We start from the raw sequence: 25,956 nt of genomic DNA, 5'->3' as shown, positions 1-25,956 counted from the left end.
TCGGGCATCGGGCGATACGCGCCGTGCTCGGCATCTGCCTCGCGCGAGCCGCCAGTGCGGACGATGGTCGGTGCTCGGACGGGAAACCGCTCGGCCGCGACTGCGCTGCGTATGAGTGGGTACCACCCTGACTCTCGTATGGGCGAGAGCGCGCCGACAGCCGTTGTTCTGAATGTGATGACGGAGTGTCGAGTTGCCGGGTGTGGGAGGCGGGGCGTGGGGTTGTCGGCGGGCTCGGCGCCGGTTCGCCCGTGGTTCATCTGGTGCGGACACCGCAGCGTCGGCAGTGCGCGACGTCGGACTCCGGGTGTGGCCATGGTTCCTCCGGCCAAAGGGTGATGTCACCTGCGCAGTGGTAGAAACGACCGACACGGTCCCCGCGCGCTGGCTAGGATCGTCGGCGACGGTCGGCGGGCTTCGTGTCGGCGGGTGCTGGAACCCGCCTCGCCCGTGTTCGGCCGTCGGGCTGCCCTGGACCTCGGCGGCCCACCCCTCACTCGGCGAACCCCGGATCGGTGCCCGGTCGTTCACCGGTGTTGTTGGGTCAGGCGACGTGGAGAGCTTGTTCGTCGAGTGCTTTGTCGCGCAGGCCGGCCAGGGTGCGGGCCAGGACGCGAGAGACCTGCATCTGGGAGATGTTCAGGGCTTTGCCGATCTGGACCTGGGTCATGTCTTGCCCGTATCGCATGATCAGGATCTGGCGTTCGCGTGCGGGCAGCTCGGCGATGAGCGGGCCGATGGTGATCGAGTCCTCCATCAACGCGTACCCGTCGTCGATGACCGCGAGCTTCTCGGATTCGATCGTCGGTGCGTCGCCGTCCTCGGAGGGCAGGCGTGTGTCCAGGGATTGGGTGGCGTAGGCATTGTTCGCGATCAACGCCTGGGTGACCTCGAACAGGTCGGTATCGAGGTGTGCGGCGAGTTCGCGCGCGGTGGGCTCGCGGTCGAGCCGCTGGGCCAGCTCCGGGATCGCGACCGAGATCTGTTGGCGGAGTTCTTTGGTGCGGCGCGGGACGCGCACGGCCCAGGTGCTGTCGCGGAAGTAGCGGCGGACCTCGCCCATCACCGTCGGGATGGCGAATCCCAGGAACGGGGAGCCGAGGCTCGGGTCGAAGCGGTCGACGGCCAGCACGACGCCGAGGGCGGCGACTTGGACGAGGTCGTCGTGGTCGACGCCGCGGCCGCCGTAGCGTTGGGCGATGTGCTCACCGAGCGGGAGTGCGATCTCGATGATTCGTTCGCGCAGGTGAGTGTGCTCAGGCGTGCCGGGATCGAGGCTCGCGAGTTCGGTGAGCTGGGGTTCGAGGTGTTCGTACGAATCGCCGCTGATCCGTGTGCCGGGGGTGGTTCCGTTGGTCGTGCCGGTGGTGGATGACATGTCGGTGTCCTCGAAACGGGTTGTCGGACAGGGGCTATCCCTGTCAGTGCCCAGCCTCGGTGCTTCGAAACAAAGACCGTTCGCTCGCAACGACATCGACAACTGGTCGCCAACCCTGGGATCATGCGGGGCGGGGGCCGGGCGGTAGGGCCATCATCTTCACCGCCGCCACGACCGCGGCCGCCAGAGCGAGTGCGCCGGCCAGCGCGGTGGCGTAGGAGCCGGTGAGCGCGGCCAAACCGCCGAAGAGCACCAGGCAGGTCAGGGTGGTGAGCGCGGCCGTGGTCAGATCGGTCCGGGCACGGGCGAAGCGCAAGCGCGCGGTAGGGCTGATCATGGCCCGGTGGTAGCCCGCACTCTCGCAGACGAAACCGGGAACAGGCGGCCCGAGGCTACCGTCAGCTCACATTCACGCTGGTAGAGGCCCCGAAAAGATTTCTTTCGATTCGGGGGACGATGCGCCCGAACCGGGCACCGCGCGCCCCGGCGGGTTAGGCGGTGCGGGCGCGCGGCAGCAGCGTCGCCCGGGCGAGGACCAGCACCGCGTCCAGGTCCGGGAAGTTGCCCAGGTCCACATAGCGCGGGCGGGTCCGGGACAGGCGTGCGCGTGGGGGTTGTTCGCACAGGATCACCAGCTGCGCGTTCGTGGTGATCACCAGGTCGCAGTCGGGGCCGCAGCCGCGCACCAGGCCGCGGCATCCGCCCACGCTCCAGCCGACCACGCTGATCGAGGCCCGTCGGCCCGCGCTCGCGCCGTGATGATGCTCGGTGGGGCGGATCCCGGCGGCGACCAATTCGGTGATGAACTCACGGATTCGAACGCGGGCGGCCTGCGCGGCGCGGCCACGGCGGTGAGCGCGTGGAGTGGAAATGGTTGTCATGACACGTCTTTCGCCTGCGGAAACGGCCATGTGATGGGCATTACCTGCCCCGCCCGCGTGAAACACGCACCACCACAAAACGGTTCCTGGCACTCGATACCGATCAATCCGGCATTGCGGACCACTTCACGGCCACCGGGTTTGGGCCCGGACAGGGCGGATAGTTCTGCCCGCGATAGCTCGTCGCAGGGGTTGGGTGGCGAGGTATCGGCCGCCCCGCGATCGGCCCGCCCGCGGGCAGCGCCAGGCGGGAGAGTTGTTCGCGGCGCTGGGTGTAGGTGAGCTCGCGCAGGTCACGGCCGTGCCAGGACAGCAGGTCGAACACGTACAAGCGCACCGGCACCTCCCGGATCAACGCCGGGTTGGGCCGCAGCACCCCGAGCCGGCGCGGTTCATACACCCTGCGCGCGAAACAGTTCCGAATGTCCGTTTCACCGATCAGCTGGGCCGCGAACTCGGCCGATGTGCCTGCGTGGCATCAGTGCCGGATGGGGGTGTGATCACTACGATCGCTGCGGGCCGCTGTCTGGGGCGGCCTCCTGTGGGATGTGTCCCGCCCGGTTCTTCTCCCGGAGGCCGGGCGGGATGCCGCGGGTGCGGGCGGCCAGCCAGTCCACGACCGGGCTGTTCACCGTGGTTGGTCGAGGTCGATGCGGATGGTCAGCATGTCCCGGCCGTCGGCGAGCCTGCGTAGCGCCAGCCCGTCGAGGCGGTAGCCGGGGCGTCCCTGGCCGAGCGCGCGGTGGCGGGCAATGGCGTTGTCGTCGGGCAGGAGATGGGCGGTGCCTGAGCGCCATTGGAAGCCGAAGCCCTCGCGCAGGCGCGCGGGCGTGGCTTTGACGCGCACTCGCGGGTCCGCGCGAATGTTGTGCACGTACGCCGCCGCTGCACCCTGGCCGGCGATGAGCCAGAAGGTGTTGCCCTGCAAACCGTTCGCGACCGGTAGGACGCGCTTGCGGCCGGTCCGGCGACCGGTTGTCTCCAGGAGCGCGAAGGTGGGCGGGGCGAAACCGTGGGCCAGCGAGAACATGACGACGGGGTGGATCAGGCGGCGGTTGAGCGCCTGCTCCCATGGTGACGGCATCGCAGACTCCTGAGATCGAACATCGTGCCTGCAACGAACCTACGGCGGGCGGTCAGTCGGTGGGCGGCCCGGGCCATCAGTTCGCCGGTGAGGCTGTAGGTGCGCGACGGGGTGAGGCGGGTGTCGCCACCGCGCGCTCCAGTGCGATCCACCGAGCGGCACGGTGCTGCGGCGGAGGTGAAGTCGCGGTTAGGTATTGGGTGTGGATAACGCTGGAATCTCCGATACGAAGCGCCTCGCCAACACGTATCGAGAGGCCGGGCGCCTGGCCGAGGCGATCGAGCTGTACGAGCGGGATCTGGTCGATCACATCCGAGAGCTGGGTGAGGATCACTTCCCCACCATGGCCGCGAGACATACCCTGGCCTACGCGTGCTGGGAGGCTGGGCGCCTGGCGGAGGCGATCGACCTTTTCGAGCAGGGCCTGGCTGCCGACGTGCGGGTGGGTGTTTCTGACCGTACCACCCTGATCACGCGGAACAACCTGGCAAAAATTCATTGCGAGGCCGGGCGGCTGACGGAAGGGATCGATCGGTTCGCGCGGGTTCTGATCGATCACGAGCGGGTGTTGGGTGTGAATCACCCCCGCACCCTGGATACCAGGCGCGACCTCGCCGCTGCCTTGGATTCTGCGGGACGTTGTGAGGAGGCTACTGCGGTGCGGAACGGGCTGTAAGGGCATCATTACAGCACCCTCTCCCAAATCGCTTGAACATCGCTCCGGTTCGCCATCGGGACGGCGCGTGGATCTCCTACCGTTACCGCATGAGTTCCTCTGATCCGGGCCGGGCGCGGCCGAGTGGATTCGCGTCGCGGACGGTGCGGTGTTCGGTCTACGCGGTGATCGCGCTGGCGGGGCTCCTGGCTACCTGGTTGCCGAATTTCGGCTACACCTTCACGGGGTTCATGGACAACTTCATGAGTGATCTGCGAGTCACCCCGGCCAGCCGCTCCTATACCGGGGACCTGCTGATACTGGCCCTCGCCGCGGTGGTGCTGATGGTGATCGAAGCCCGTCGGCATGGTGTGAAGTTCGTGTGGCTGTACATCTTCGGGGGATTCGCGACCGCGATGGCCTTCACGTTCCCGCTGTTCCTCATTGCCCGCGAGATGCGGATGACTCCCGCGGACGACGCGCGGGTGCGCACGGTCGACCTCGCCTTGCTCATGATCGTCACCGTGCTCGTCGCCGGCCAACTCGTCTGGGTCGCCCTGCCGTGACCGGTCGCAGCACCCGGTACGCGATACTGCGCCCGAGTCGGTGACCATGGCGCGCGATCAGCGAGGCGAGCGTGCTGTGCAGATCATCGAGATGGCCTCGGCTCGTTGACCTTCGGGCGCGCGCCTGTGCGATCCGATCAGCGCGAGAGTTCGGCCGATCCGGCTGCGATCCCGTTCAGCAACCGCTCGGGAGCGGTGTCACATCTCTCCGGTACCGGGAACTTGGACGCGCATGACATGCCCCCCAACATCGCGGAACCGGCCGAGAGCAGAGAGCTGCCGGAGTCCGCGACGGGCCCAGTGCCCGCGCCCGGAGCCGCCGCCGCGGAACCGACCGACACCGCGCTGATCAACCCGCCTGCGAGAACAACAATTGCGAGACCACGTTTCACGCTTACCTCCAGAGTGTGTGCTGTGCGGGGCACACACTAACCGCCCGACATAGTGAAATATCGACGATTCAACTAGTCCGTGCGCCCCAACTTTCAGGGGCCCACGGTGCGCTCGTGCTACGTGATCAGGCGGCGGCTACCAGCGTTCGAAGCTCTCTGTGGATGTTCGAAGTCGGCTTCAGCAGACCTGGCGTGATGTCGGAATTCGCCGACATCTGTCTCTAAAACGATCGCTTCCGAGAACCTTCGTCGGGCAGACGGATCCGCTCGACAGGCTGGTCTCCGAACCCGGTCTCCCTATCACCGTCCCCGAGACGGCCGAGGAGACAAGGGATTTGCTGGGCCAGTGCAAGCGGTGGTCCGTACGCTGCGAGCAAAGATTGTACGGCTGGCGGATCGGGGTGGGCGCGCGGTGGTAGCGGTGGGGTCGATGTTCGAGGGGTACCTGATCCGCGAACGGTTGGGTGCCGGCGGCATGGGTGTGGTCTACCGGGCCCGGCATCCGCGGCTCAAACGCGATGTGGCGCTGAAGGTTCTGCACGAGCAGTGGGCACACGACCCCGGTACACGGGCGGCGTTCGATCGGGAAGCGGCGCTGGTGTCCCAGCTCGAGCACCCGAACATCGTGCAGGTCTACGACCGCAGCGCACCCGAGGAGGAAGCGCTGTGGTTGTCGATGCGCCACATCACCGGCGGCGATGTCGCCGCGCTGCTGAAGCTCGCACCGAACGGGTTGCCGGTCGAGCAGGTGGTGGCGTTGGTGACCGACAGCGCGCACGCGCTCGATCACGCGCACGCCGTCGGGATCCTGCACCGGGATGTGAAACCGGCGAACCTCCTCGTGGAGAACGATCCCCGCCACGGGCAGAAAGCGGTCCTGACCGATTTCGGGATCGCCCGGGCGGCGGATTCGGCGACGACCGCGACCAGCATCGCGATGTCTCTGCCCTATGCTGCGCCGGAGCGGTTCACCGCCGGCCCGGTCGATCACCGCGCCGACATCTACTCCCTCGGGTGCACGATGTTCCAGCTGTTCATTGGACAGGTACCGTTCCCACGGAACGCGCCGATCGAGTACATGACCGCGCACCTGACCGCGGCGATCCCCTCGCTCCGCACCCGGCGCCCGGACCTGCCCGCGTTCCTGGACACGGTGATCGCGACGGTGCTGGCCAAGGATCCCGCCGAGCGGTACTCCTCATGCCAGGAACTCGTCTCGGACCTGCTGCGCGCGATCACCGCCACGACCCTGGCACCTACACGGCACGAACAAGCACCAGCCGCATCCGGGGAAGACCAGAAGGTCGTCGATGCACGGCGCGTGCTCATTCCGCGGATCCGCGGAATACCGCACTGATGTTCAACCTCGGGCTCCTGCTCAAGGAACGCAGCGAGTTCACCGAGGCCGAAATCTGGTACCGCAAAGCCGCCAACGCGGGCGACACCGGTGCCATGAACGACCTCGGGATCCTGCTTGAGGAACGCGGCGAGCTCGCCGAGGCCGCGACCTGGTACCGCAAAGCCATCGCTGTGGTCGACACCAACGCCATGAACAACCTCGGGATCCTGCTCGAGCAGCAGGGCAAGGTCACCGAAGCCGGCGAGTGGTTTCAGAGGTACCAAGATGCCACGGCCCCACCGGATGTCAGATAATGGCGTATTACCTGACCAACCCAATTTTCGGCACCGCCGTGACCCCGCTGGGCAATCTGGTCCGGGGTCACCCTTCCGGGTGTTATCTGGCGAACGAAGTGGTCCTCCCGCGGGCCGAGCTGGAGGTGGGTGAACCCGCCCGTCGATTGGTTCGAGGGGTTGGGTTCGTGTCATCGCGTCGGGGCCAATATTTGTGGCCGTAGGCAACTGCAACAGGTTGATGATGGCAACAGCGTCGGGTCAGCAGGAGAGTCCGCCTGTGCGCACCACGACCAATTTCTGCCTCGGCCCTGGCATCCATGGGTCCAGGGGTGATCATCGGTCTTTTCGAGCGTCAGAGTAGGTGCGCGTTCGTCCGGATTGTTTCCAGGCCCTGCTGAAGTGTTGGTTGTGCGCCGTAAACGAGCTGCATCGCACGCTGGGCGGATTGCACGCGCCCTGCTGAGGTCGGCCGCCCGTTCTGGCGGGCCCGCTGCTGGTGGCCTTGCGTCTGCCGGGTTGCGGCGATATGCGGAATGCCGAATGAGGGCCACAGTCGTTGAGTGTTGGCGCGGTGGAGGAATGGTTCAACCTGGCTAGTGTGAAGCGTTGTCGAGGGCGTCGAGCAGCATCTCGAGCGCGACCTGCACAGTCTGGCGTAGCACCTCTTCGGGCTCGCCGTCGAACTGTTCGTGGCGCGCGGACTGCCCGTTGGCACTGTCGATCGCGATCCACACCGATCCCGCGGGCTCGCTGCCCTGGGGGTCGGGGCCGCCGACACCGGTCACCGCGACTGCGATGTCAGCGTTCAGCAAGGCTCGCACGCCCGTTGACATCGCTCGCGCTGCGGTTTCGGATACCACCGGCACGTCCGGAACTTGAAGGACCTGGTGTTTGACCTCGGCGCTGTAGGCGACCACCGCTCCCCGCAACCATTGCGCGGAGTCGGGTGCGGCACCGAGGGCGGACGAGAGCTTGCCGCAGGTCAATGATTCCGCGATGGCCACGGTGCGCCGTGACGATTGGGCAGCGGCGGCTATCTGCTTCGCGTACTCCTCGCACTCGGACATCACCCCACCGTAGGGCACGAGTCGGTGCCTGACCGCGCGAGTCTCAGCTGATCATCATCGTTCGTGACGTCGGGGTTCCAATGGCCGGGTTGCGGGGCCCTCGAGCACCTTCCCGCCGGGAGAGAAGCGCGAGCCGTGCAGTGGGCAGTCCCAGGATTTCTCGGCGTCGTTCCATTCGACGATGCCGTAGAGGTGCGGGCAGATCGCCGACACGGTGAAGGTTTCGCCGTTGACGGTGCAGGTCGCAGTGGGGCGGACGCCGTCGCGGTGCACGTACCCGGTGCCTTCGACAGGACTGTGACTGTCACCGCGCAGTCCGGCCCGCACCCAGCCGCCGACCATGGCCGTACCGACTCCGGCGTTGGCCTTCGCGGCGGTGGCGAGCCCGGTCAGTTCGCGGGGGCGCCAGGCCTGCAGCATGTGTGCCCACTCGGGTGCTTTGCCGAACACGCGGCCGGAGATCGCCAAGGCCGCGGCGATCGCGTTGGTCATGCCCCACTTGGAATAGCCGGTGGCCACGAGCAGTCGATCACTGCCCGGCAGCACAGGGCCGACGTACGGCAGCGCGTCGATCGGCAAATAGTCCTGAGCGGACCAGGTGTGCGTCAATTCGGCTGCGGGCCAATGCTTGTGGGTCCAGTCGATGAGGTCCTCGACCTTCGACCGGGCGGCGGTTTCCCGTCCTACGATGTGCCCGTTGCCGCCCACCAGCAAGCGTTCGCCCTGGTGATGGGGTGCGTAGCGCAGCGATCGCGTGGGTGCCTCGGCGGAGAGGTACATGCCGTGGGGTATCGGGCCCGGTACCTCGAACGCCAGCGCGTAGGAGCGGTGCGGTTCGAGCCGGGCGAAGAACGCGCCACGGTCCAGAATGGGTGTGCCGGTGGCGATGACGACGGTTCCGGCGTGGATGCCACCGTGCTCGGTGTGGACCACCGAGCCGTTGACGCCGGTGACCCTGGAGTTCTCGAAAATCACCGCGCCCTGCCGCTCGGCGTCGGCGGCCAGTGCGCGCAGTACGGCCATCGGGTCGAACTGGGCTTGATCGTCGAGGCGGATCGCCCCATAGGTGGGGAAAGGTAATTCCAGCTCGTCCTGCCAGTGCGCGTCGAGTCCCGCGGTGCGGCAGGCCGCGAGTTCGGCCTCGACATCGGTTGTGGCATAGCGTGCTCCGGCATAGGTGAAGGCGGGCACGCGCTGGGTGTCGATGCCGTGTGCGGCGCAGAAGTTCAGCAACCATTGCTGCCCTTCCCGATTCGCCTCGACGTAGGCGCGCAGGGTCTGCTCGGAATGCTTGTTCGCGATGGTCGAGAGCTGGATGCCCTGCAGCAGGCTCAGCTTGGCGGTGGTGTTGCCGGTCGCGGCGGCGCCCAGGGTGCGGGCCTCGAGCAGGGCAACCGAGACGCCGCCGCGCGCGAGCAGCAGGGCTGTCGCCACTCCGGTGAGACCGCCCCCGGCCACGACGCAGTCGAACCTCGAACCCGGTTCGGCGGTCGGATAGGTCCTTGAAGGGCCTTGATCGAGCCACAGTGAGGTCACTGGTGCGGAGTGCCCCGATCCGGCCGCTTGAACCGCGCGGGCCGATTGAACAGCTGGTTCACTCCGCGCGCTCAGCGGCCGATTGTGCATGGTCAACGGAGGCGGGCCGCAGGTGCCTGTCGGCGGGCGCCGACCCGAACCGTGTCGCCGGCGCCCACACCCGCCATGGCCTATACCCGCGTAAGGGACAGGAACATGCCAACACCTCAGGTCACAGCACCATTGCACCTCGCTATAGGCCTATGAAACCGACCAGCCGCCCTCTTAACTTGAAAGGTATGGGCGAGCGAATACCGGCACAGAACGCCGGCCCCGAATGGGGAAAATTCAATGAGCGCTGGGGAGGCACTCGGAACCGCCCAAGACTCGGAGCCGCCACTCGAACTGCCTACCGACTACGTCGACTATTACGGTCAAACCGCCTGCTGGTGCAACGCGACTGGGCACCCTCCATGCCCGCAATCATCACTACTGTCTGTACAGAGAAGATCAGAAATGTTCAGAAAAGTGGTTCGTGCAAATCTTGGAATCTACCGGTGGTGCATCCGAATTGCCATAGCCGCCACAGCCATGGCCTGTGCGCTCGCGATGACTCCGCAATTAGCAGTCGCCGAGACTGATCGGTTTGGTATCTGGTGTTACGACCTTTCCTATCTACGCCGCGGATGCGCGTCCAACGTGTACATCGATTGGGGAAATGGCTGGTCATGGAGAGCGGGTGCGACGGTCAAGGACGCATTTGTTGACGGGCATAACCTTACGGTTCAGATCAGCCTCAATCGAAAGGGTATGTCGAATACGCCTTTCCGGACCATCGCCGCCAGTATCGACAGTTCAATATACCCCAGCCATGGCTTCCTGAACGGAACGGATCCTACGTACGGCGCGTGGGTCCGCCTGTGCATTCTTCGCTTCGACAATGGCTGGTGCGAAACGAAGTACTTCGTAGACAATTCGTAAGGGAGAATGCGGAAACCACCGCCAGCAACGCTGAGGTTAGCCGAAGTAGTGCTGCACATGGTCTATCTGCGGCGGATCCGGTCCCAGAAAACCTGGTGGGAATCAACTCGGCACGCCATCCTCCGGCCGCAGCAGGACGGTCAGGATGGGAGAACAACTACACCGCCCGAGTGTCGTGGACGCGCCTGCCGAAGCCGTCGCAGCGCGCTCCTACCGGTATCGGATGTGGGGAGTTCGGTACGGCCTCAGCAACCGTGCTGATCCAGCGTCTCACCGATCGCGGAGCGATCCGTGCCGCGAGGTGCACTGGTCACCGGAGGATCGCGCGGAATCGGCCAGAACATCCGCGCCGACGGCGGATTGACCTGACCGAATACCCTGGTGTGCCACCGAATTCCGTCGTCGATGCGCCGTTGCGGTCCGAGGTCGTGAGAATCGGACGCAGTCGGGACCTGCTGTCCCTGCCCGAAACCTAGTCCTGCCCGACCTGGGCGGGTCGCGCGATCGTTTCGGTCTGGCTATCGAGAGTAGGTACCGCGCTCGGCGCCGGCGCGGCAAGGGTGATCCATCACCGTAGCCATGGGCTCTTAAGCACTGACGCCACATTGACCGGTTTCCGACAATGGGCCGAGATTGTGCCCATTGCTCGAGCATCGATCGCGGCGCACGCTGCTCGGCCACTGCGGGTACGGACTTCGCCATCGGGTAGGAGGCGCTGGTTGCTGCCTTCTCCGGGCTCGCGTTGTCCTGGAGTTTGCTGTCTCTTTTGCCGGGTAAGTGCTCATCAGCGTGCACTTCGAGGGAGAGGCGGGACGGTTCATGCCGATGGGGCGGACGCTGGGGGTGGAAGAGGAGTTCCTGCTGGTCGATCACGCCGGGGTGCCGGTGCCGCGAGCGCACACGGTTCTGGGCTGGTTGTGTGAGCGGTCCGATGCTGGGGAGCCGATGCCGTTCAAGCCGGAATTGCAGCCGGTGCAGGTCGAATCGGTGAGCGGTGTTCATGTCGAGATGGGCGCGCTGCGGGCTGATCTCGGTGCCGCCCGCGCTCGGTTGGCGGCCGCGGCGCGTGCCTGCGATCTTCGTGTCCTTCCGGTCGGCACCGCGCCGGCGACCGGTCCGTGGCTGCGGGGTGGTGTTTCGTGTGACAGATACGAGCGGGTCCATCAGCGTTTTGCTGGAATGACGCGCTCGTACACCGCGTGTGGGGTGCACGTGCATGTGGGTGTGGACAGCCCGGAGCAAGCGGTGGCGGTGCTGAACCATTTACGTCCTTGGCTGCCGATCTTGGTCGCCGTGGGCGCCAATTCTCCTTTTCATGGCGGCCGTGACTCGGGGTACGCGTCCTGGCGCATCGCCGAACAGGCCCGGTTTCCCGGTGGGGGGTTGCCGCCGTTCTTTCGTTCGGCAGGGGAGTATGCGCAGCGAGTGGCGATGCTGATCGAGTGTGGTGTTCTGCTCGACGAGCACATGTCGTTCTGGATGGCGCGGCCCTCGGACGCGTATCCCACCATCGAGGTGCGTGCGGTCGATACCGCTCTCACGGTGGACGACGCGGTGCTGCAGGCGATGCTCACGCGTGGCCTGGTGCACACGGCGATCCGCAAACTGGAGTGCGGGATCGAGGGGCCGCGGATCGATGAGCAGGCCGGCGCGGCGGCGATCTGGATGGCCGCCCGGTACGGCCTCGACGGCCCGGCGATCGATCCGGTCGCAGAAGTCCGCGTACCCGCGCCGCAGCGTTTGAACGAACTGACCGCGTGGATCGCTGACGCGTTGGAGGAAACCTGCGACCGGGTCGAGACGGCCCGGCTGATCGCCGCGCTCACACGACACGGCACAGGTGCGGTACGCCAGCGCGCGGCAGCCAGATCAGGACTGGCTCCGCTCGTCGACGCCTTCGCGCTGAGAAACACTCGCAACGACGAAAAGACTTGCGATACAGCATCGTCCGCCTCCGAAACGAGCTCCGGTGGGTCGTATCGCACCCGAGCGTACGCGGGAGATTCGCGGGCACACCGCCCTCGAGAAGGAGCGTGAACGTGACCAACGCCCAGCTGGATCCCTTGTCACCCTCGCCCGGGGTCAGCAACCCGCACGCAGCCGGAGGCTCCAGCGGGTCGCTGACGCCGGTGACGGTGTCCCCGCGCCGCCGAGACGTCGTCGATGCCCTGACACGAGGGCTGCCCGAACCACGCGGTGAGCTGTCGGCGACGCTGGTGAATCTGCTCGGGGCCCGCGCGCCCCGCGAGCAGATCCTGCCTTTCCCGGACGACATCGACCCTTTCGGGGAGGATCTGCAGCTGGCGCTGCATCTGTGTTACGAGCTGCACTACCGCGGATTCGACACGGTGGACCCGGGTTGGGAATGGGATCCGGAGCTGTTGCGGCTGCGTGCGGCGATGGAGCGCACGTTCCTGTCGGCGCTGGGTGAGCAGGTGGGCGGTGGTCGCGATGTCGACGCGGAGTTCTCAGCCTTGCTGGTGGAGGCCGTCGACCAGGACAGCGTGGCGGGGTATCTGATCGGCGAAGGCAACCTCAGGCAACTGCGCGAGTTCTTCGTGCACCGCTCGATCTACCACCACAAAGAGGGCGATCCACACGCGTGGGCGATTCCGCGTCTTCGCGGGCAGGAAAAGGCGTCTCTCGTCGCGGTCGAGTTCGACGAGTTCGGCGGTGGTCGCGCGGAACGGCTGCACGCCCAGCTGTATGTGGATCTGCTGTCCGCGGCCGGCTTGGACACCGTCTACCTGCGTTACCTCGATATCGTTCCCGCCCCGATGCTGGCCGTGGTGAACATGATGTCGCTGTTCGGACTTCATCGCGCCTACCGCGGTGCGCTCGTGGGGCATCTGGCCGCCGCTGAAATCACCTCCTCGCCCGGGGCGCGGCGGATGATGGAAGTCGTGGACAGGCTGTGCCCTGCTCCGGAGTGCCTGCGTTTCTACGCCGAGCACGTCGAGGCTGACGCGGTACACGAACAGGTCATGCGGCACGACGTGGTGGGCAATCTGTTGGCCCGCGAACCAGACCTCGCCGAATCGGTCGTGTTCGGGATCCAGGCCACGACTGCGCTCGAGGCCCGGTTCGAACGGTTCGTGCTCGACCGCTGGCGAGCCGGGCGCGGTTCGTTACTGGCAGAGATCCCGTTCACGCGGTGATCGGACTTGTCAGCACGTGCGTTTGGCGCGTTTACGGTGGCTGGTGTCGCACAACGGATAGGACTTGCTGCGCCGGCACATGCATACAGCCACTAGAAACCTGTCCGAGCACACCGTTGTGCCATCGGGGCGAACCAACTCCACCGGACCCTCGACCAACGCGGGACCATCGGATCGAAAGGTGATTCGCGTCGAGGTCGTCGATCCCACGGAACGGCTTTCATCGGCTTCCATGAGCAGGCCATACCCCGGCATCGGGCCCGCAACCACAGCAGCCAACCGGCCTCGCGCTGCCGACACTGTGGTGGGGTCTGGTCATCGACCCGCCGAGCACACTGCGATCCGGGGTCATTTCCATGGTTGAGGCCTCCGGTTTCGACCTTCGTCGCGAACACCGGGCAGGCTCTCGTTTCAGTCGACTTTGGTGCTGGCCGTTTGCCCATGAGCGGCGGTGGTAGACCAGCGATGCCGAATCGACCGGGCTGCTTCGGGCGCGAGGGATTTTCGCGGCCCTGACCCCGCCGGTGGCGTCACCATCGCACATTGCGCTTCGAAAGGAATTCTCATGGCCGAACGCAAGGACACACGCACACCGGAAAACGACGAACCCAAGGGCGGACGCCCGGGACCGATCGATCGGGGAGGGCACGGCGGCATGGCGACTCGTGAAGTCGACACGGACTCCGACCCTGCCTGCACACCGGAAGAAAGCAAGGACTGAACAGGGTTTGTGGCAGCGGTCAGCGAGCATCAGCCGGTGAGTCGCCGGTGGGGATCACCGCCTCGCCGCTAGGCAGCGGGCTCGAGTGCTTGTGCGCGAAGGGTGTCCAGGACGCGGGCCAGAATTCGGGAGATCTGCATCTGGGAGACGCCGAGAATGTTGCCGATCTGGTTCTGGGTCATCTCGCGTCCGTAGCGCATGCACAGGATCGTGCGTTCGGTGTCGGTGAGCCCGGCCAGCAGCGGGCCCAGGGTCAGCGAGTCCTCCATCAACGCGTATCCGTTCTCGATCACGGCCAGCGCGTCGGGTATCCGGGTGGTGGTGTCGCCGTCGTCGGTGGGCAGGGCGGTGTCGAAGGAGTGGGCGGTGTAGCCGTTGTTGGCGATCAGCGCTTGGGTGATCTCGTCGATGTCGGTGTCCAGGTGCGCGGCGAGTTCGCGGGCGGTGGGTTCGCGGTCGAGGCGTTGGATCAGCTCCGGTACGGCGAGGGTGACGCGCTGGCGCAGTTCCTTGACCCTGCGCGGTACCCGCACCGCCCAGGTGCTGTCCCGGAAATACCGTTTGACCTCGCCCATCACCGTGGGGATGGCGAATCCCAGGAACGACGAGCCGTGCGTGGGGTCGAACCGGTCGACCGCCAGGACCACTCCGCACGCGGCGACCTGGACCAGGTCCTGGTGCTCGACACCGCGGCCGCCGTAGCGGGAGGCGATGTGCTCGGCCAGGGGCAGCGCGGCCTCGATGATGTGCTCGCGCAGCCGCGCCCGCTCGGGGTCGTCCGGGCCCAGGTTCGCGAGTTCGGTGAGCCGGGGTTCGAGGTGGTCGTACGAATCGCCGTCGGCTCGTGTGCTGGATGTGTGTGCGGTCGACATGAGCGTGTCCTCGGATTCGGGGAGCCGTTCATGGATAGTCCGGGCCTTGCTCGTCCTCGGTAGTCCAGAAACTTCACGCGTTGATCATGGTAATCACCTGTACGGGCAGTTCAAGACCGCTCCGATAAAGACTGCGCGCACTCCGAAGCCCACCAGCAGATGCGCGTGGGCCCCTCGGCGCCCCGGCGCGCGGGTGTAGAACCGGTTCGATCCGGGCACGCCTTCACCGAACACAACCGATCCGAATTCGGCACGATGCTGCCGGGACAGGACGTGCGCGATGATCACCGGTGCCGGACGCCTGCACATTCACCTCGAGGACGACCACGACTACGGGCCCATGCTGGTGGTCAGTGGACAGATCGACACCCACAGCGCTCCCGAGCTGGCAACCGAACTCGCGCGCGCGGTCGACGCGGGCCCGCGCCGTGTGCTGCTGGATCTGACCGGCGTCGCCCACATCGGTTCCGCCGGTATCGAAGTTCTGCTCGATGCGTACGCCGACGCCGGGGACACGCTGGTGGCGGTCATCGCCACCGGGCCCACCGCCGACGTACTGCACACCGTCGGCGTCGACACCCTGATAGCGGTCTACCCGTACCGGGCGATGGCAATGGTGTGCACCGCGGCCGCGGTCGCCCCACCCGGGACCTGACTCACCCTGCGGGTTCGTACGTGGGATGGCCACGCGGGAGTGTGTTTGGTGCGCACGGTGCCGGCAAGTACCCTGTCGTACCCGTTCGAGGGCCGGTGCCTTGCCGAATGACGTTTCGAGAGAGCCGCTCTCGGTGACCGAAGGCGGATGTGGTGGGTCTAGGACAGCAGGAAATCGATACCTTCATCGAGCGCGGGTTCGTCAAGCTGGAAACTGTCTTCGCCGCTTCGATCGCGGAACGCTGTGTGCGGATCATGTGGCCGGGAACCGGGTGTTCGCCCGGTGATTCGGCCAACTGGACCGCACCGCTGGTGCGGTTGCCCGGGTACGACAGCGAACCGTTCCGCGCCGCGGCCCGAGAACCGGTGCTGGAGAAGGCCCTCGACCAGCTCATCGGGCCCGGGCGCTGGGTGCGTGGATCCGGGTTCGGTCCCATTCCGGTGCGCTTCCCCCACACCGGCCCTCAGCCCGACGACTACTGGCACTTCGAGGGCAGCTATCTACCCGAAGGCTGGACCGGTCACACATTCACCAACTACCGTTCCCGGGCCCTTGCGTTGTTCCTGCTTGTTCTCTTCACCGACGTCACCGCTGCCGACGCGCCCACGCGCTTGCGCGCCAGTTCCCACCTGGCCGTACCCCGCCGGCTACTCGCCTATGGCGAGGCGGGTGTGGATGCCAGCCGGATCGCCGAGACCGGGATCCTGGAGGCGACAGCCGAATTGCCGGTCGTCGAGGCGACCGGGCACGCCGGGGACATCTACCTGTGCCACCCGTTTCTGGTTCATGCCGCCAGCGCCCACAGGGGCACGACGCCGCGCTTCTTGGCCACCCAGAAGGTGGCGCCCGCGATGGCACTGGAGCTCGACCGGATTGACGGCGCCTACTCGCCGGTCGAGCAGGCCATCCGCCTGGGACTGGAAGCGAAGTCGGTACGAGGAGTGTAATAACCGCCGAAAAATCAACGGATGACGTAGCTGCTGGTCAGCGTCGGCGTTCGGCTCCCGGTCCCACGATCGAAGTCAGCTCGCGCATCGCCTGTGGGAACGGTTTGAAGTATGGCGCCGTTCCGGGTCGCGCCGAGTCCGCCGCGATCATGGAATATCGTGCCGGTCATGACCACGGATGATTGGTTGGCCGACACCCGAACCTCTTATGACACGGTCGCGGTCAGCTATGCCGACCAAGTGCGCGGCGCCCTCGCCGGACACCAGTACCTTCGCGCGGCGCTGACATTGTTCGCCGACAGCGTGCGGACCGCCGGCGGCGGACCGGTCGCGGACATCGGCTGCGGCCCCGGTGAAGTCACCGCCCACCTGCATGAGCTCGGTGTCGACGCCTTCGGTATCGACCTCTCCCCGGCGATGATCGACGTGGCCCGGCGCGACCACCCCGGCCTGCGGTTCGAGGTGGGCTCGATGACGGAACTGAACCTGCCCGTCGCTTCGGTGGCCGGCCTGCTCGCCTGGCAGTCGTTGATCCACATCCCCGACGACGAGGTGCCGACTGTATTCGAGCGCTTCCACCAAGCATTGCGTCCCGGCGGACCGTTGCAACTCCTGTTTCACGTCGGCGACGAGTCGCTGTTGAAGACGGAGGGCTACGGCGGTCACCCGATGCAGGTCCATGTCCACCACCGCCGGCCGAACCAGGTGGCATCCTGGCTGCACGATGCCGGATTCGTGGTCGAGGCCCAGATGCTGCTCGACCCGGATGCGAAAGCTCAGCAAGCGATTCTCTTCGCACGCAGTAAGTACTGACTTCCGCCGCCGCGCCAACTCCTCATCTGCGAACACCCGCGTCGCCACGAAGGCTTGCCAGCGCCTGTCCCGCCCCGCACAGACGGCCGCCATCACCCGCACTCTCCGACCTGTCCGCCGATCGGCCGGCACCGTCTACTCCGTTGTGCCGCTCAGGAATAGCACGACATCATCGACGAAGGCCGGATGCGTGACCGCGCCCATGTGGCTGGTGCGCGGATACAGGATCAGGCGACCGTCCGGAACCCCGTCGGCGGTCCGACGGAAAGTCTCTGCGCTGTAGGCGGTATCGCGCTCACCTCCGATGACCAGCACCGGAACCTTCATCTCGGCGAGGCGGTCGGTGAGGTCGAAACCGTCTTCGGCGAGCAGGAAATGGTGGGTGTCGGCGGGGGACTTCGGGCGAACCAGCGGATCGGCCAGCCACATCGCCGCGGCGGCCAGGCGGGCGGCGACAGGGTTGGCGACGGTCGCGGGCGCCATGTGGTGGAGGGCGCGGTTGCCCGCCAGCACCGCCTCGGCGTAGCGGCGTTGACCGCGGCGTAGCGCCGGATCCAGTTGGGCCGCCGCCGACACCACCACAAGGCGGCGCACCACGTCGGGATGATCGGCGGCCAGTTGCAACGCGATCGAACCGCCGGAGGACACGCCGATGACGTCCACGGGCTCGCCGAACTCGGCCCGCAACGCCTCGGCGTGCTCGGTGGCGAGGTCGGCCATGGTGGCGCCTGCCGCCGTGCCTGGCGCCCGACCCACCGCGTACACCCGGAAATACCGTGCGAGCCCGGCCAATTTCTTCAGCTCCGAGGCCCGCATCCAGCCGGTCGGATTCGCGTGATCGGGAGTGAACCAGCGCAGAAAGACCAGCGGAAGTCCGCTGCCGAACGCCAGGTACGGCATTCCGTGCCGCAGCACGCCCTCGGTCACCTCGAACTCGTCGCCGCCCTTGCCCATTCATCGCTCCGATCGTCGAGTCGCTGTCGATCCCGACGCTAATCCGCAGCGATGCCCGGGGGCGATAACCTCCGAGGTCATGCACGCGGATCGTGTCCGCGGCTACGGGTCATGCGAGGAGGATTCGCACCTCGCAATTCAGCGCCGCCTCCAACGCGGTCTGCACCCGGCTCTCCGGCACCCGCTCCAGATCGTCCGCGCGCAGCGTCACCGACACGACGTCGAATCCGTCGGCGTCCGCGGAGCGTTCGATTGCACCCGTGAGCCCGAACCCCGCGAGCACGCCCTGGGCGTCGGCGTCGGTGCCCCGGCTCAGGAAGGTCACCGGACCCACCGTCGGCACGGTCCCGAAAACCCCTGCGCACCACCGCACGACCTCCCGCCGCGCCGGCCCGGCATCGGCGGTGTCGACCAGAACCTGAATCTCCCGCGAGTCCAGCGCACCCGCAGCGGCCTCGATCACGACCCCGCGCTCCCCCGCCTGCTCCCGCAACCATGCCAGGCCCGCCGCGAGCCGGACGTCGTCGAGTTCCTTCGTGGGATCGACGTTCACTCGCAGCACCGCGGTTCGCATGTGCACACCCTATCCCCCGCAAGGTCACCCGGACCCGTTCTGCCCCAACATATTAGGCGGATTTTCGACCCCTCGACGAGACTGTGGCGAGTGGACAAGGCCGCGACGAGGTCGCCCGGCGCGGACCTGCTCGTCCCCCTCGATCAACCGCGCGGACACAACGGCGCCTGCGCCCCCACGACCGGCTTGGCCGGGGCTGGAGCGTTGCGGTCGAGGAGCGTACCGAGTTCGGCGATCCGCCTGCCGTCCAGCACCGCGACCCGATCGGCCGGCGCCAGGGCATCGTCGTCACGACGACCGCGTGGCCAGGGCCGGCTGTCGTCCAGGCGGTGTTTTGGGTCGTGAGGTTTGTCAGTGTCCGAGATACGGACATACGCGACTTAAGTGGTTAATTGCGCATATATACATGTTCCCACGTTTGAGGGCCGCCGAGGCTCGACACCGGCGATGATTCGTCACGTGGCGACGGAGCCGCCCTGGGCGAGTTCGAGTGCGCGTTCGAGCATTCGGGCCACCTCGTCGGCTTGATCGTCGAAGTCGTCCCACAGCTCCTCGAGTTCGCCGAGGCGCTCGTGATCGCGATGGCGGGCGGCGATCCCGGCGTCGTAGGTGTCGGCCAGGACCGGCTCGGCGTAGACCGGTTCGAGGGGCTCGGGCAGCTGTTCGGCGCGGGCGGCGGCGGACATCAGGCGGTAGGCCGGGACCGGGCCGCGCAGGTGGGTGGCGACGATCGCGGCAATGGCGGTGGCGGACAACGGGTGTAGCCAGAGGGTCTCGTGGTCGTGCATGGGTGTGTAGCCGCGCGAGTCGAAGCTGGTGAACAGCGGTAGATGCGCGTGGGTGACATCGAAGCCGGTGGCGGGCAGGTCGCGGTGGGCCAGGTGGTGAGCAAGGCGGCCGCGACCGGCGGGATGGGGAGCCAGGCGCAGCACATCGGTCCAGCGGCACAGCACCTCGATCGGGCAGGTCACCGGATCGCCGGTCGCCTCGAGGACCGCGAGATGGTCGCCGATGATCACCTGTTCGCCGCTCGAGCGCAGGTCACGCTGTGTGAGAGCGGCTATTTGGGGATAGCTGAGCCCGGCCCCGGCCAGGACCAGCAGCGCGGCGTTCCGGCGGCCGAACAGGCCCGCGGTCCATCCCCAGATCGGCAGCTGCGGCAGCAGTCGCTCGACGCGCCGGCGCAGCTCCGAACGGCGGTGCGCGCGATGGTCGTTGAGCGCGTCGCGCAGGGCCGACGCGCGACCCGGCGCGGGCCTGCCTGCCGCGATATGCGCCCGATTCACCGCGGTCAGCCGCCCGCGCTGGGTGGCCCGCGTGCCGGGATGGTCGTGCAGGAACGCCGCCACGGTGGTCGGCGTCGCCGGTAGGGAGGTTCGCCCGGTTGCCGCGCACCAGCGCGCGAACACGTCCCAGGGGCGGTGGTATCGCCGAGCGAGACCCGCCGGGCGGTCGATGTCGGCCGAATCGGGCTGCGCGGGTGCTTTTTCGGGCATGTCGTCGCCGTGGCGGGCATCGGGTCGGCTGGCAGGCTGTCCCGCCCGCGTCGATCGAACGGTTCCGCCGTGATCCGCGACGGTCATCGAATCCGCTTCCGATACCGTCGCCGTGACCCTTCGCTGCCAGACCCGACCGACGGAACTCGCCGTCAGAGGCTGTTTTTCGCGCGGGACACCGCCTTGCAGGGGCCGGAAGAGCGGTGCGGCCGGAGCCACCGCACCGGGCCAGGGGCCGGCACAGACGTGGGTCCCGGAATCGCCGGTATCCCGTGTCATCAACCGGGTGACCGCGAGCGCTCCATCCTCGGGGATCGGACCGTCATCCTGCGGGGCATCCGGGCCGACGTGCCCGGCGGCCGCCCCGGACCGGTCTTCGGCCCGGTCGTAGGCCGCCAGGACGCTGAGCCACCGGTACACCACGCAGGGCGGGCAGCGGCGGCTGTCCGCCGGGTTCCCGGCCAGGAACACGTATTCGGCACTGTCACCGCGTGTTCTGCGGACCCGGATAGTCAGCCCCTCCCCTCCCCCACCGTCCGCCGGGCGCACATCCTCGACCCGCAGCCGGGTCAGCGCGCTGTGACTCAGCCGCTCCCCCAGGACCAGGAGCGCGATATCGCGGCAAGCGAGCACCCGGGCGGCCCAGCCGTGGGCGGCGGCTTCGGTGGCGTGCACCAGCGCGGAAAGGTCCGCGACGGCGGGTCGGGTGGACTCCCCCACCGGGCCCCCCGCCCGGTTCGCACGGTCGCGAATGTCGCGCAGCGCCATCGTGACCCGGGGATCCTTGCCCGGATGGGGGTATCCGGCGGCCTGGTGCCGATCACCGATGGCGGCGAGCCAGGCTCCGAAGGTCGCCGCCCGGTACCGGCGTGCACCGCGGGCGCGCGGGGCCGCCGCCTCGGTCAGGTACCGGATGACGCTCTCGGCGTCGGCGGGCAGTGCCCGGCGCCCGTTGTCCGCGCACCACGTTTCGAAGCGCCGCCAGGACGAGTCGTACATCCGCCGGGTACTCGGCGATACCGCCGGAACGGCTGTTTCGCCGCCGTTTTCGCCCTCGAACACCGCGAGGTCGGTCGTCACGATGCGCCTTCCTGCCCGGGAAACAGCCGTAATCCGACACGAATACACGAACTGAGCTGCGGCGATTCAGTTTCGAGCCCTCCGCACGCAAATTATCATGCGCCAGAACAAAAAACGTCAATGTGGCTGGGACCGGCCGTGATTCGTGGCGGACAACCCCGACGTCCGGTAGCCGCGTGAACGACCCCTCCGTCGTTCGCCACCGGCTCCATCATGCTGCTGACCTGCCGATTTCGCGGGATTCGACACGGAGAATCTTACCGTGTCGAATCCCGCCGCACGAGCACGGAATCCGGCCCGCGGGCGGCGATCGGTGGCGCGTTCCTCAACGGTCCCGCTCGACCCGGGCCGTGGCACGGAGCCGGCGAGCTTGCGCGCCCGAGCTCGCTCGCGTTCCGACGGCCACTCCCCTCCCCCACCCGGCCCGGCCTAAGGGTCCGAACGCCGCATCCGAGCGCGGCGGTCATCGAATCCGCAGGCCAGGGGCCTGATGCCGCCAGATTCGACGCTGAGCGACTTTCTCCGCAAAATCGCACACGGGTCCCGGATCGCGGTGTTGTTCGCGCAGAAGATCATTCAGGGGGCATTTCCGGGTTTTGGGGCGGGCGGACGGGGTGAACAGCGACGAAAACGGCTGTTTTCGAGCGAATTTGAGCATCTCGCCAGCAAACGCCGTGCTCAGCAGCCGTTCACTCGGTGAAGCACGATTCCGGGACCGTCCCGCCGCCCCGGTCGCGCCCGCACGCCATCGATACGACCGGCCGAGTGCCGATGCCGTGACTGCTGTCTACCCGCTCGGCGCGACCTTCCTGGTCGAGAATTCCTGACCCGGTTGGGCCTTCGAGCGATGCCCGCGTGCACTCGCTGCGGCCGGTCGCCCGGATGCCGGAATCACCGCGCGATCGTACGGTGTCGCGGCTCGCCACGAGCTCCGGCTCGAGAGCACGAATAGGCGTGGGAGTTCATGGGCGGGCGGGCTTCGGCCGCTGGGCCCTTTCACTCGTGCACTGTCGGTGTGACTCCCACTCCCCTACCCCGCATGTCCTGCGCGACGACGAGCGGCCTGCTTCGCACCTCGACCCGCGGCGACGATCCACGGCTCGGCGCACGGATCGGTTCGGACAATCGCAGTGCTTTCCCCGGGCCGACGGATTTGTCAACACGGGCGACAGTTGATCGGCGACTCGGGGGAGGCATCGATCCGCACCCGGCCGTCAGGTTCGAGCCTTGCGCCGGCTGTCGCCCGCGCACATCAGCCGGACGATCTCATCGATTCGGACGCAGCACTTCTCGTAGGAGGTTCCGCGCACTCACACCCGCCGGCGTGGAAAGTCACCTCCGGTAGCGAAGCTCCGACTGCGCGAGCAGCGTGTGCACCACGCGTGGACGCGCCCGTCGTGATCGCGACCGTGCAAGTCTGCGCACAGCGCATCGCGGCCGAGTCCGGTGCACACAACCCAGGGTTTGTCGGTGTCGATGGGAACCGTTCGTGTTCGCCCGGGAACCGTGTATCTGTCCGCGGGAAGCAAGGTTCGGAACGGTCGTCCAGGCCGCCCGGGGGAAGCACCGACTCCCGTCGGCAACTTGGCATTCGATGCGCTGAAGCTCTCCGCGTGATACGCCGCGGCGAGCGACACCGGCAGCGCCGCCTGGTCGCCGCCAACCCCTTCGACACGGCAGAGGACAGCCGGTCAGAGAAAGACGGGCGCAGGCGCCGACAGCTACCGCCCTACCGAATGGGGGAGGGGTTGCGATCCCCTCTCCCACCGGGCGGCCCGTCACGATTCATAGGTTGTCGCAACAGGCTTTTCACCTGCGAGATGGTTAGACTTCCATCGACGAAGAACGAACCCTGAACCGAAGGAAGGAGGCAACCAGATGAGACGCTTCGGTACTGGCGAGACCCTCACTGCAGCCCCTTCCAGAGTCGTGCACCCCAGTGGTTTCAGAGGCAGATACACCGCACTCAGAGACTCGAGATGTGGTTCAAATATCTGCCTTGAACTGCTTGTTTTCGGATATGCCGTAGCAGCTACCGCATCAGCCTCCATACCTAAGGTCGTATGTAACGTCGTACGCAAGACACTGTTTACGACTATCGGTACGACGTTAGATACGACGTTAGGTAAGGCAGTACGATCGACGGATTCTACGGACGTAGAAATCGTCGCTGATTCGGTCGCTCGCAAGGACTTTGAGAACGCCGCATTCATTCCCCGATGCAAAGCACTCTTCGAGGTCGCATCGAGAGTCAGAGGAACCACCTTCAGATCGACCGGAGGCGTTGCCGTATCAAGCGGCTTGTTCCATACCCTGGGCAGTGCTTCACCTGCTGCCGTAGACACCACCCTTCGGTACCCCCTGACGCAGGTCATCGATTCGACCGCAAAGACGGGGTTCGGCAAGGCAATTGCGACGACGTGCGATGCGGTCTTTACGACCGTCCTAATTGACGCCCACTCCACGGCAGTGAGTACGACCTGCCGTAGAGGCGTGTGCCAGACCTTCGAATCGACTTGTTCAGCGACATTTCCTACGGGGTCAGCACGGGCGACTTCTACGACAGGTCACAACGCCTGTACTGATACCCGTTCACGCACAGTTGATCCGGTCGATCAAACCCCCATGACTTCGACCATGGAACAGGTCGTCACCGGGCCCTTGTCACGGACAGCATCCGAGACCACCATGAAGACCGTTCCTCGGGCCGATATCTCGGTCGTACTCACGACCGCTGATTCGGCAGTGCGGAAGGCAATACGTCAGGCGACCACAACGGTCCGGGAACAGGGCTACCCCAAGGGCTTTCCTCGTACCCGATGCAAAGCACCCGGTACGCGCGTGGATACGGCCGCGCATTCCGCCTCACCGCAGATCTTCAGGATGACACGAAACGGTGTCCGTATCTCGGCCGTCGAAAAGACCACACTCTCGGCCGAATTCAGGGGCGGATCATCTACCTTCCTGATCGCCGTGCCTTCGACCACGTATCCGACCGAGCCGCCGGTCTCGAGCACGACACCTCTCAGGGCTGTCCCACAGGTGTTTTCGCCGACCTTCGTACAGCCCAAGCTCAGGACCGTGCCGACGGCCGAATCGATGACCACGTGCACGCCCCTTCGGCGTGTCGACACACCGATCTGTTTCCGGACCGCCGCACCCGCCGTTCCGACGCCGCGAGCTACGACCCTTTAATAGGCTGACCAGCAGATCAGTTGTAGTGGAGTGCATTTGGCGGTAGCTCCGACACCCGCTCCGACCCGGGCACATACCGCGACACACCCCCTCGCGGTTGTTGTTTCGACGATCTTCGCTCGGGTACTGTCGCCGCCGTGACCAGTACGCGTTTGCTACCCGTTTCCCGAGCCGCCAGACGAACGATCCTCGTGGCCAATCAGAAGGGGGGAGTGGGCAAGTCATCCATCGTCGCCGCGATCGCCGTGGCGGTGGCCAAGCGCAACAAGCGCGTGCTCGTCGTCGACGCCGATCAGCAGGGCAACTGCACGATGCGCGATCTCGGGGTGAAGAACTCCGATGAGGGGCGCTCGCTGGCGATGACCCTGCAGTACGGCTCCGCTCTCGAACCGGTGCTCGACGTCCGCCCGGGTCTCGACCTCGTCTGCGGCGGAAAGCTGCTCGCGATGGCGGGCACGGTGGTGTCCAACGCCGAACAGCACGGAATCGATCCGCGCGAGAATCTGCTCAACGCGCTCGACGCGCTCATCGACACCGGTCGGTACGATCTGGTGCTCATCGACTCCGGCCCGGGCGACCGCGGCGTCCTGGATCTGCTGCTGCAGGTGGTGAGCTGGCTGGTCGTTCCCACCAAGGAGGACGACGGCAGCATCGACGGCGCCGAGCTGCTCGCCCGCCGCTACCTGTGGGCCCGCAAGAACGGCGCGCTCGTCGAACTCATGGGAATGATTCTGTTCGACTGCAATCCGCGCGCGGTCCGTCGCAACGAGGACACCCTCGGCAAGATCATGGATCTGCTCGAGGGCACCGGTATCGAGCCGTTCCGGAACTTCGTGCGGCAGGACAAGGCGACGGCGCTCGACGCGCGCGCCTTCCACCTCACGCCCCAGGAGCTCATCGACTTCACTCCGCCCAAGGGCGGCGAGGATTCGACCGAGGCGCCCGCCAAACGCTGGTCACGTGACGCGGAACCCTTGGCTTCGGATTACCAGGCGCTGACCAAGGAAATTCTCGTTCGCCTCGCTGCCGGCGAACGCGCGAAGGAGGTTGTGTAAATGAGCAGGAAGGGCGCCTTCAAGGCCGACGATCTCGACGACATCGACGATCTGCTTCCCCCGCCGCCGCCCCCGGCAGCGGTGCCTCCGACACTGCCGACGCCACCCGCGCTCGTGGAACCCCTCCGGGTCGCCGAAACCCCGGAGCCCGCACCGGCGCCCAAGCCCGCTCGCAAGGCGGCGGCCCGCCCGGCCCCCGCGGCCGAGCCCGCAGCGACCAAGCGCGCCCGCCAGGCCCCCCGGGCGCGAGCCGCGCAGTCCACCCCCGAGGCACACGTCGGT

24 protein-coding genes and 1 pseudogene are annotated in these 25,956 nt (G+C 66.7%); 12 read left to right on the top strand and 13 right to left on the bottom strand.

Annotation, left to right across the window (positions count from 1 at the left end):
• Positions 1-544: 544 nt before the first annotated feature.
• The 5 genes from ACWIGI_RS34505 to ACWIGI_RS34485 all read right to left on the bottom strand — a co-directional run bounded on the left by ACWIGI_RS34505 (position 545) and on the right by ACWIGI_RS34485 (position 3,343).
• Positions 545-1,378, bottom strand: coding sequence for a SigB/SigF/SigG family RNA polymerase sigma factor (locus ACWIGI_RS34505; RefSeq protein ID WP_454207531.1), 834 nt, complete (start codon positions 1,376-1,378; stop codon positions 545-547).
• Between the two features lie 121 nt (positions 1,379-1,499).
• Positions 1,500-1,715, bottom strand: coding sequence for a hypothetical protein (locus ACWIGI_RS34500; protein ID WP_454207529.1), 216 nt, complete (start codon positions 1,713-1,715; stop codon positions 1,500-1,502).
• A gap of 154 nt (positions 1,716-1,869) precedes the next feature.
• On the bottom strand, positions 1,870-2,259 hold the full coding sequence (locus ACWIGI_RS34495; RefSeq protein ID WP_454207527.1) for a hypothetical protein: 390 nt from the start codon (positions 2,257-2,259) through the stop codon (positions 1,870-1,872).
• Positions 2,260-2,362: 103 nt separating this feature from the next.
• On the bottom strand, positions 2,363-2,659 hold the full coding sequence (locus ACWIGI_RS34490) for a hypothetical protein (RefSeq protein ID WP_454207526.1): 297 nt from the start codon (positions 2,657-2,659) through the stop codon (positions 2,363-2,365).
• A gap of 228 nt (positions 2,660-2,887) precedes the next feature.
• Complete coding sequence (locus ACWIGI_RS34485) at positions 2,888-3,343, bottom strand: nitroreductase/quinone reductase family protein (protein ID WP_454207525.1); 456 nt, start codon at positions 3,341-3,343, stop codon at positions 2,888-2,890.
• 202 nt (positions 3,344-3,545) lie between these two features.
• Here ACWIGI_RS34485 and ACWIGI_RS34480 point away from each other — a divergent pair, with 202 nt between their 5' ends.
• From ACWIGI_RS34480 to ACWIGI_RS34465, 4 genes are all read left to right on the top strand, one after another.
• Positions 3,546-4,019 carry a tetratricopeptide repeat protein gene (locus ACWIGI_RS34480; protein ID WP_454207523.1) on the top strand — a complete coding sequence of 158 codons (474 nt, stop codon included), beginning with the start codon at positions 3,546-3,548 and terminating at the stop codon, positions 4,017-4,019.
• A gap of 89 nt (positions 4,020-4,108) precedes the next feature.
• Complete coding sequence (locus tag ACWIGI_RS34475; protein WP_454207521.1) at positions 4,109-4,564, top strand: DUF2834 domain-containing protein; 456 nt, start codon at positions 4,109-4,111, stop codon at positions 4,562-4,564.
• An 822-nt stretch (positions 4,565-5,386) separates the two neighbouring features.
• Positions 5,387-6,313, top strand: coding sequence for a serine/threonine-protein kinase (locus ACWIGI_RS34470; RefSeq protein WP_454207519.1), 927 nt, complete (start codon positions 5,387-5,389; stop codon positions 6,311-6,313).
• Positions 6,313-6,609: a tetratricopeptide repeat protein gene (locus ACWIGI_RS34465; RefSeq protein ID WP_454207518.1), complete on the top strand. Its 297-nt coding sequence runs from the start codon at positions 6,313-6,315 to the stop codon at positions 6,607-6,609. Before ACWIGI_RS34470 ends, ACWIGI_RS34465 begins: the two co-directional genes overlap by 1 nt.
• A 575-nt stretch (positions 6,610-7,184) precedes the next feature.
• Here ACWIGI_RS34465 and ACWIGI_RS34460 read toward each other — a convergent pair.
• Together ACWIGI_RS34460 and ACWIGI_RS34455 are read right to left on the bottom strand one after the other, a co-directional pair.
• A complete protein-coding gene (locus ACWIGI_RS34460; RefSeq protein ID WP_454207516.1) occupies positions 7,185-7,658 on the bottom strand; it encodes a CinA family protein in 474 nt (157 codons plus the stop codon).
• A gap of 54 nt (positions 7,659-7,712) precedes the next feature.
• Complete coding sequence (locus ACWIGI_RS34455) at positions 7,713-9,116, bottom strand: FAD-dependent oxidoreductase (protein WP_454207515.1); 1,404 nt, start codon at positions 9,114-9,116, stop codon at positions 7,713-7,715.
• Between the two features lie 1,815 nt (positions 9,117-10,931).
• On the opposite strand from ACWIGI_RS34455, the gene ACWIGI_RS34450 reads away from it, so the two are divergent.
• Positions 10,932-12,191, top strand: a complete 1,260-nt coding sequence (locus tag ACWIGI_RS34450) for a carboxylate-amine ligase (protein ID WP_454207513.1) — start codon at positions 10,932-10,934, stop codon at positions 12,189-12,191.
• 131 nt (positions 12,192-12,322) lie between these two features.
• Entirely contained in the window at positions 12,323-13,312 is a 990-nt protein-coding gene (locus ACWIGI_RS34445) for an iron-containing redox enzyme family protein (protein ID WP_454207648.1), read from the top strand.
• 9 nt (positions 13,313-13,321) lie between these two features.
• On the opposite strand, the gene ACWIGI_RS34440 is transcribed toward ACWIGI_RS34445, so the two are convergent.
• Positions 13,322-13,546 carry a CDGSH iron-sulfur domain-containing protein gene (locus ACWIGI_RS34440; protein ID WP_454207511.1) on the bottom strand — a complete coding sequence of 75 codons (225 nt, stop codon included), beginning with the start codon at positions 13,544-13,546 and terminating at the stop codon, positions 13,322-13,324.
• Between the two features lie 331 nt (positions 13,547-13,877).
• On the opposite strand from ACWIGI_RS34440, the gene ACWIGI_RS34435 reads away from it, so the two are divergent.
• Positions 13,878-14,033: a hypothetical protein gene (locus tag ACWIGI_RS34435; protein WP_454207509.1), complete on the top strand. Its 156-nt coding sequence runs from the start codon at positions 13,878-13,880 to the stop codon at positions 14,031-14,033.
• 68 nt (positions 14,034-14,101) lie between these two features.
• On the opposite strand, the gene ACWIGI_RS34430 is transcribed toward ACWIGI_RS34435, so the two are convergent.
• Positions 14,102-14,905, bottom strand: a complete 804-nt coding sequence (locus ACWIGI_RS34430) for a SigB/SigF/SigG family RNA polymerase sigma factor (protein WP_454207507.1) — start codon at positions 14,903-14,905, stop codon at positions 14,102-14,104.
• A 280-nt stretch (positions 14,906-15,185) separates the two neighbouring features.
• On the opposite strand from ACWIGI_RS34430, the gene ACWIGI_RS34425 reads away from it, so the two are divergent.
• From ACWIGI_RS34425 to ACWIGI_RS34415, 3 genes are all read left to right on the top strand, one after another.
• Positions 15,186-15,560, top strand: coding sequence for an STAS domain-containing protein (locus ACWIGI_RS34425; RefSeq protein ID WP_454207505.1), 375 nt, complete (start codon positions 15,186-15,188; stop codon positions 15,558-15,560).
• 152 nt (positions 15,561-15,712) lie between these two features.
• The gene (locus ACWIGI_RS34420) at positions 15,713-16,507 is read left to right on the top strand and encodes a phytanoyl-CoA dioxygenase family protein (protein ID WP_454207503.1); all 795 of its coding nucleotides are present in this window, start codon (positions 15,713-15,715) and stop codon (positions 16,505-16,507) included.
• 168 nt (positions 16,508-16,675) lie between these two features.
• A complete protein-coding gene (locus ACWIGI_RS34415; protein ID WP_454207501.1) occupies positions 16,676-17,320 on the top strand; it encodes a class I SAM-dependent methyltransferase in 645 nt (214 codons plus the stop codon).
• Positions 17,321-17,455: 135 nt separating this feature from the next.
• Here the strand turns inward: ACWIGI_RS34415 and ACWIGI_RS34410 are convergent, their stop codons facing one another.
• The 4 genes from ACWIGI_RS34410 to ACWIGI_RS34395 form a co-directional block, all read right to left on the bottom strand.
• On the bottom strand, positions 17,456-18,274 hold the full coding sequence (locus ACWIGI_RS34410; RefSeq protein WP_454207499.1) for an alpha/beta fold hydrolase: 819 nt from the start codon (positions 18,272-18,274) through the stop codon (positions 17,456-17,458).
• A 109-nt stretch (positions 18,275-18,383) separates the two neighbouring features.
• Positions 18,384-18,848, bottom strand: coding sequence for a hypothetical protein (locus ACWIGI_RS34405; RefSeq protein WP_454207497.1), 465 nt, complete (start codon positions 18,846-18,848; stop codon positions 18,384-18,386).
• Positions 18,849-19,303: 455 nt separating this feature from the next.
• Positions 19,304-21,424 carry a hypothetical protein gene (locus tag ACWIGI_RS34400; protein WP_454207495.1) on the bottom strand — a complete coding sequence of 707 codons (2,121 nt, stop codon included), beginning with the start codon at positions 21,422-21,424 and terminating at the stop codon, positions 19,304-19,306.
• A gap of 2,792 nt (positions 21,425-24,216) precedes the next feature.
• Positions 24,217-24,531 carry a hypothetical protein gene (locus ACWIGI_RS34395; protein WP_454207494.1) on the bottom strand — a complete coding sequence of 105 codons (315 nt, stop codon included), beginning with the start codon at positions 24,529-24,531 and terminating at the stop codon, positions 24,217-24,219.
• A gap of 225 nt (positions 24,532-24,756) precedes the next feature.
• Between ACWIGI_RS34395 and ACWIGI_RS34390 the strand changes: the two genes are divergently transcribed.
• A complete protein-coding gene (locus ACWIGI_RS34390; protein ID WP_454207492.1) occupies positions 24,757-25,674 on the top strand; it encodes a ParA family protein in 918 nt (305 codons plus the stop codon).
• Positions 25,675-25,956: pseudogene (locus ACWIGI_RS34385) on the top strand (hypothetical protein); the annotation flags it as partial. It lies immediately after the preceding gene.

It is taken from the genome of Nocardia sp. NPDC055321 (assembly GCF_053645575.1).
The sequence above is the reverse complement of the archived record's forward strand: the minus strand, read 5'-3'. Positions and strand labels throughout refer to the sequence as shown.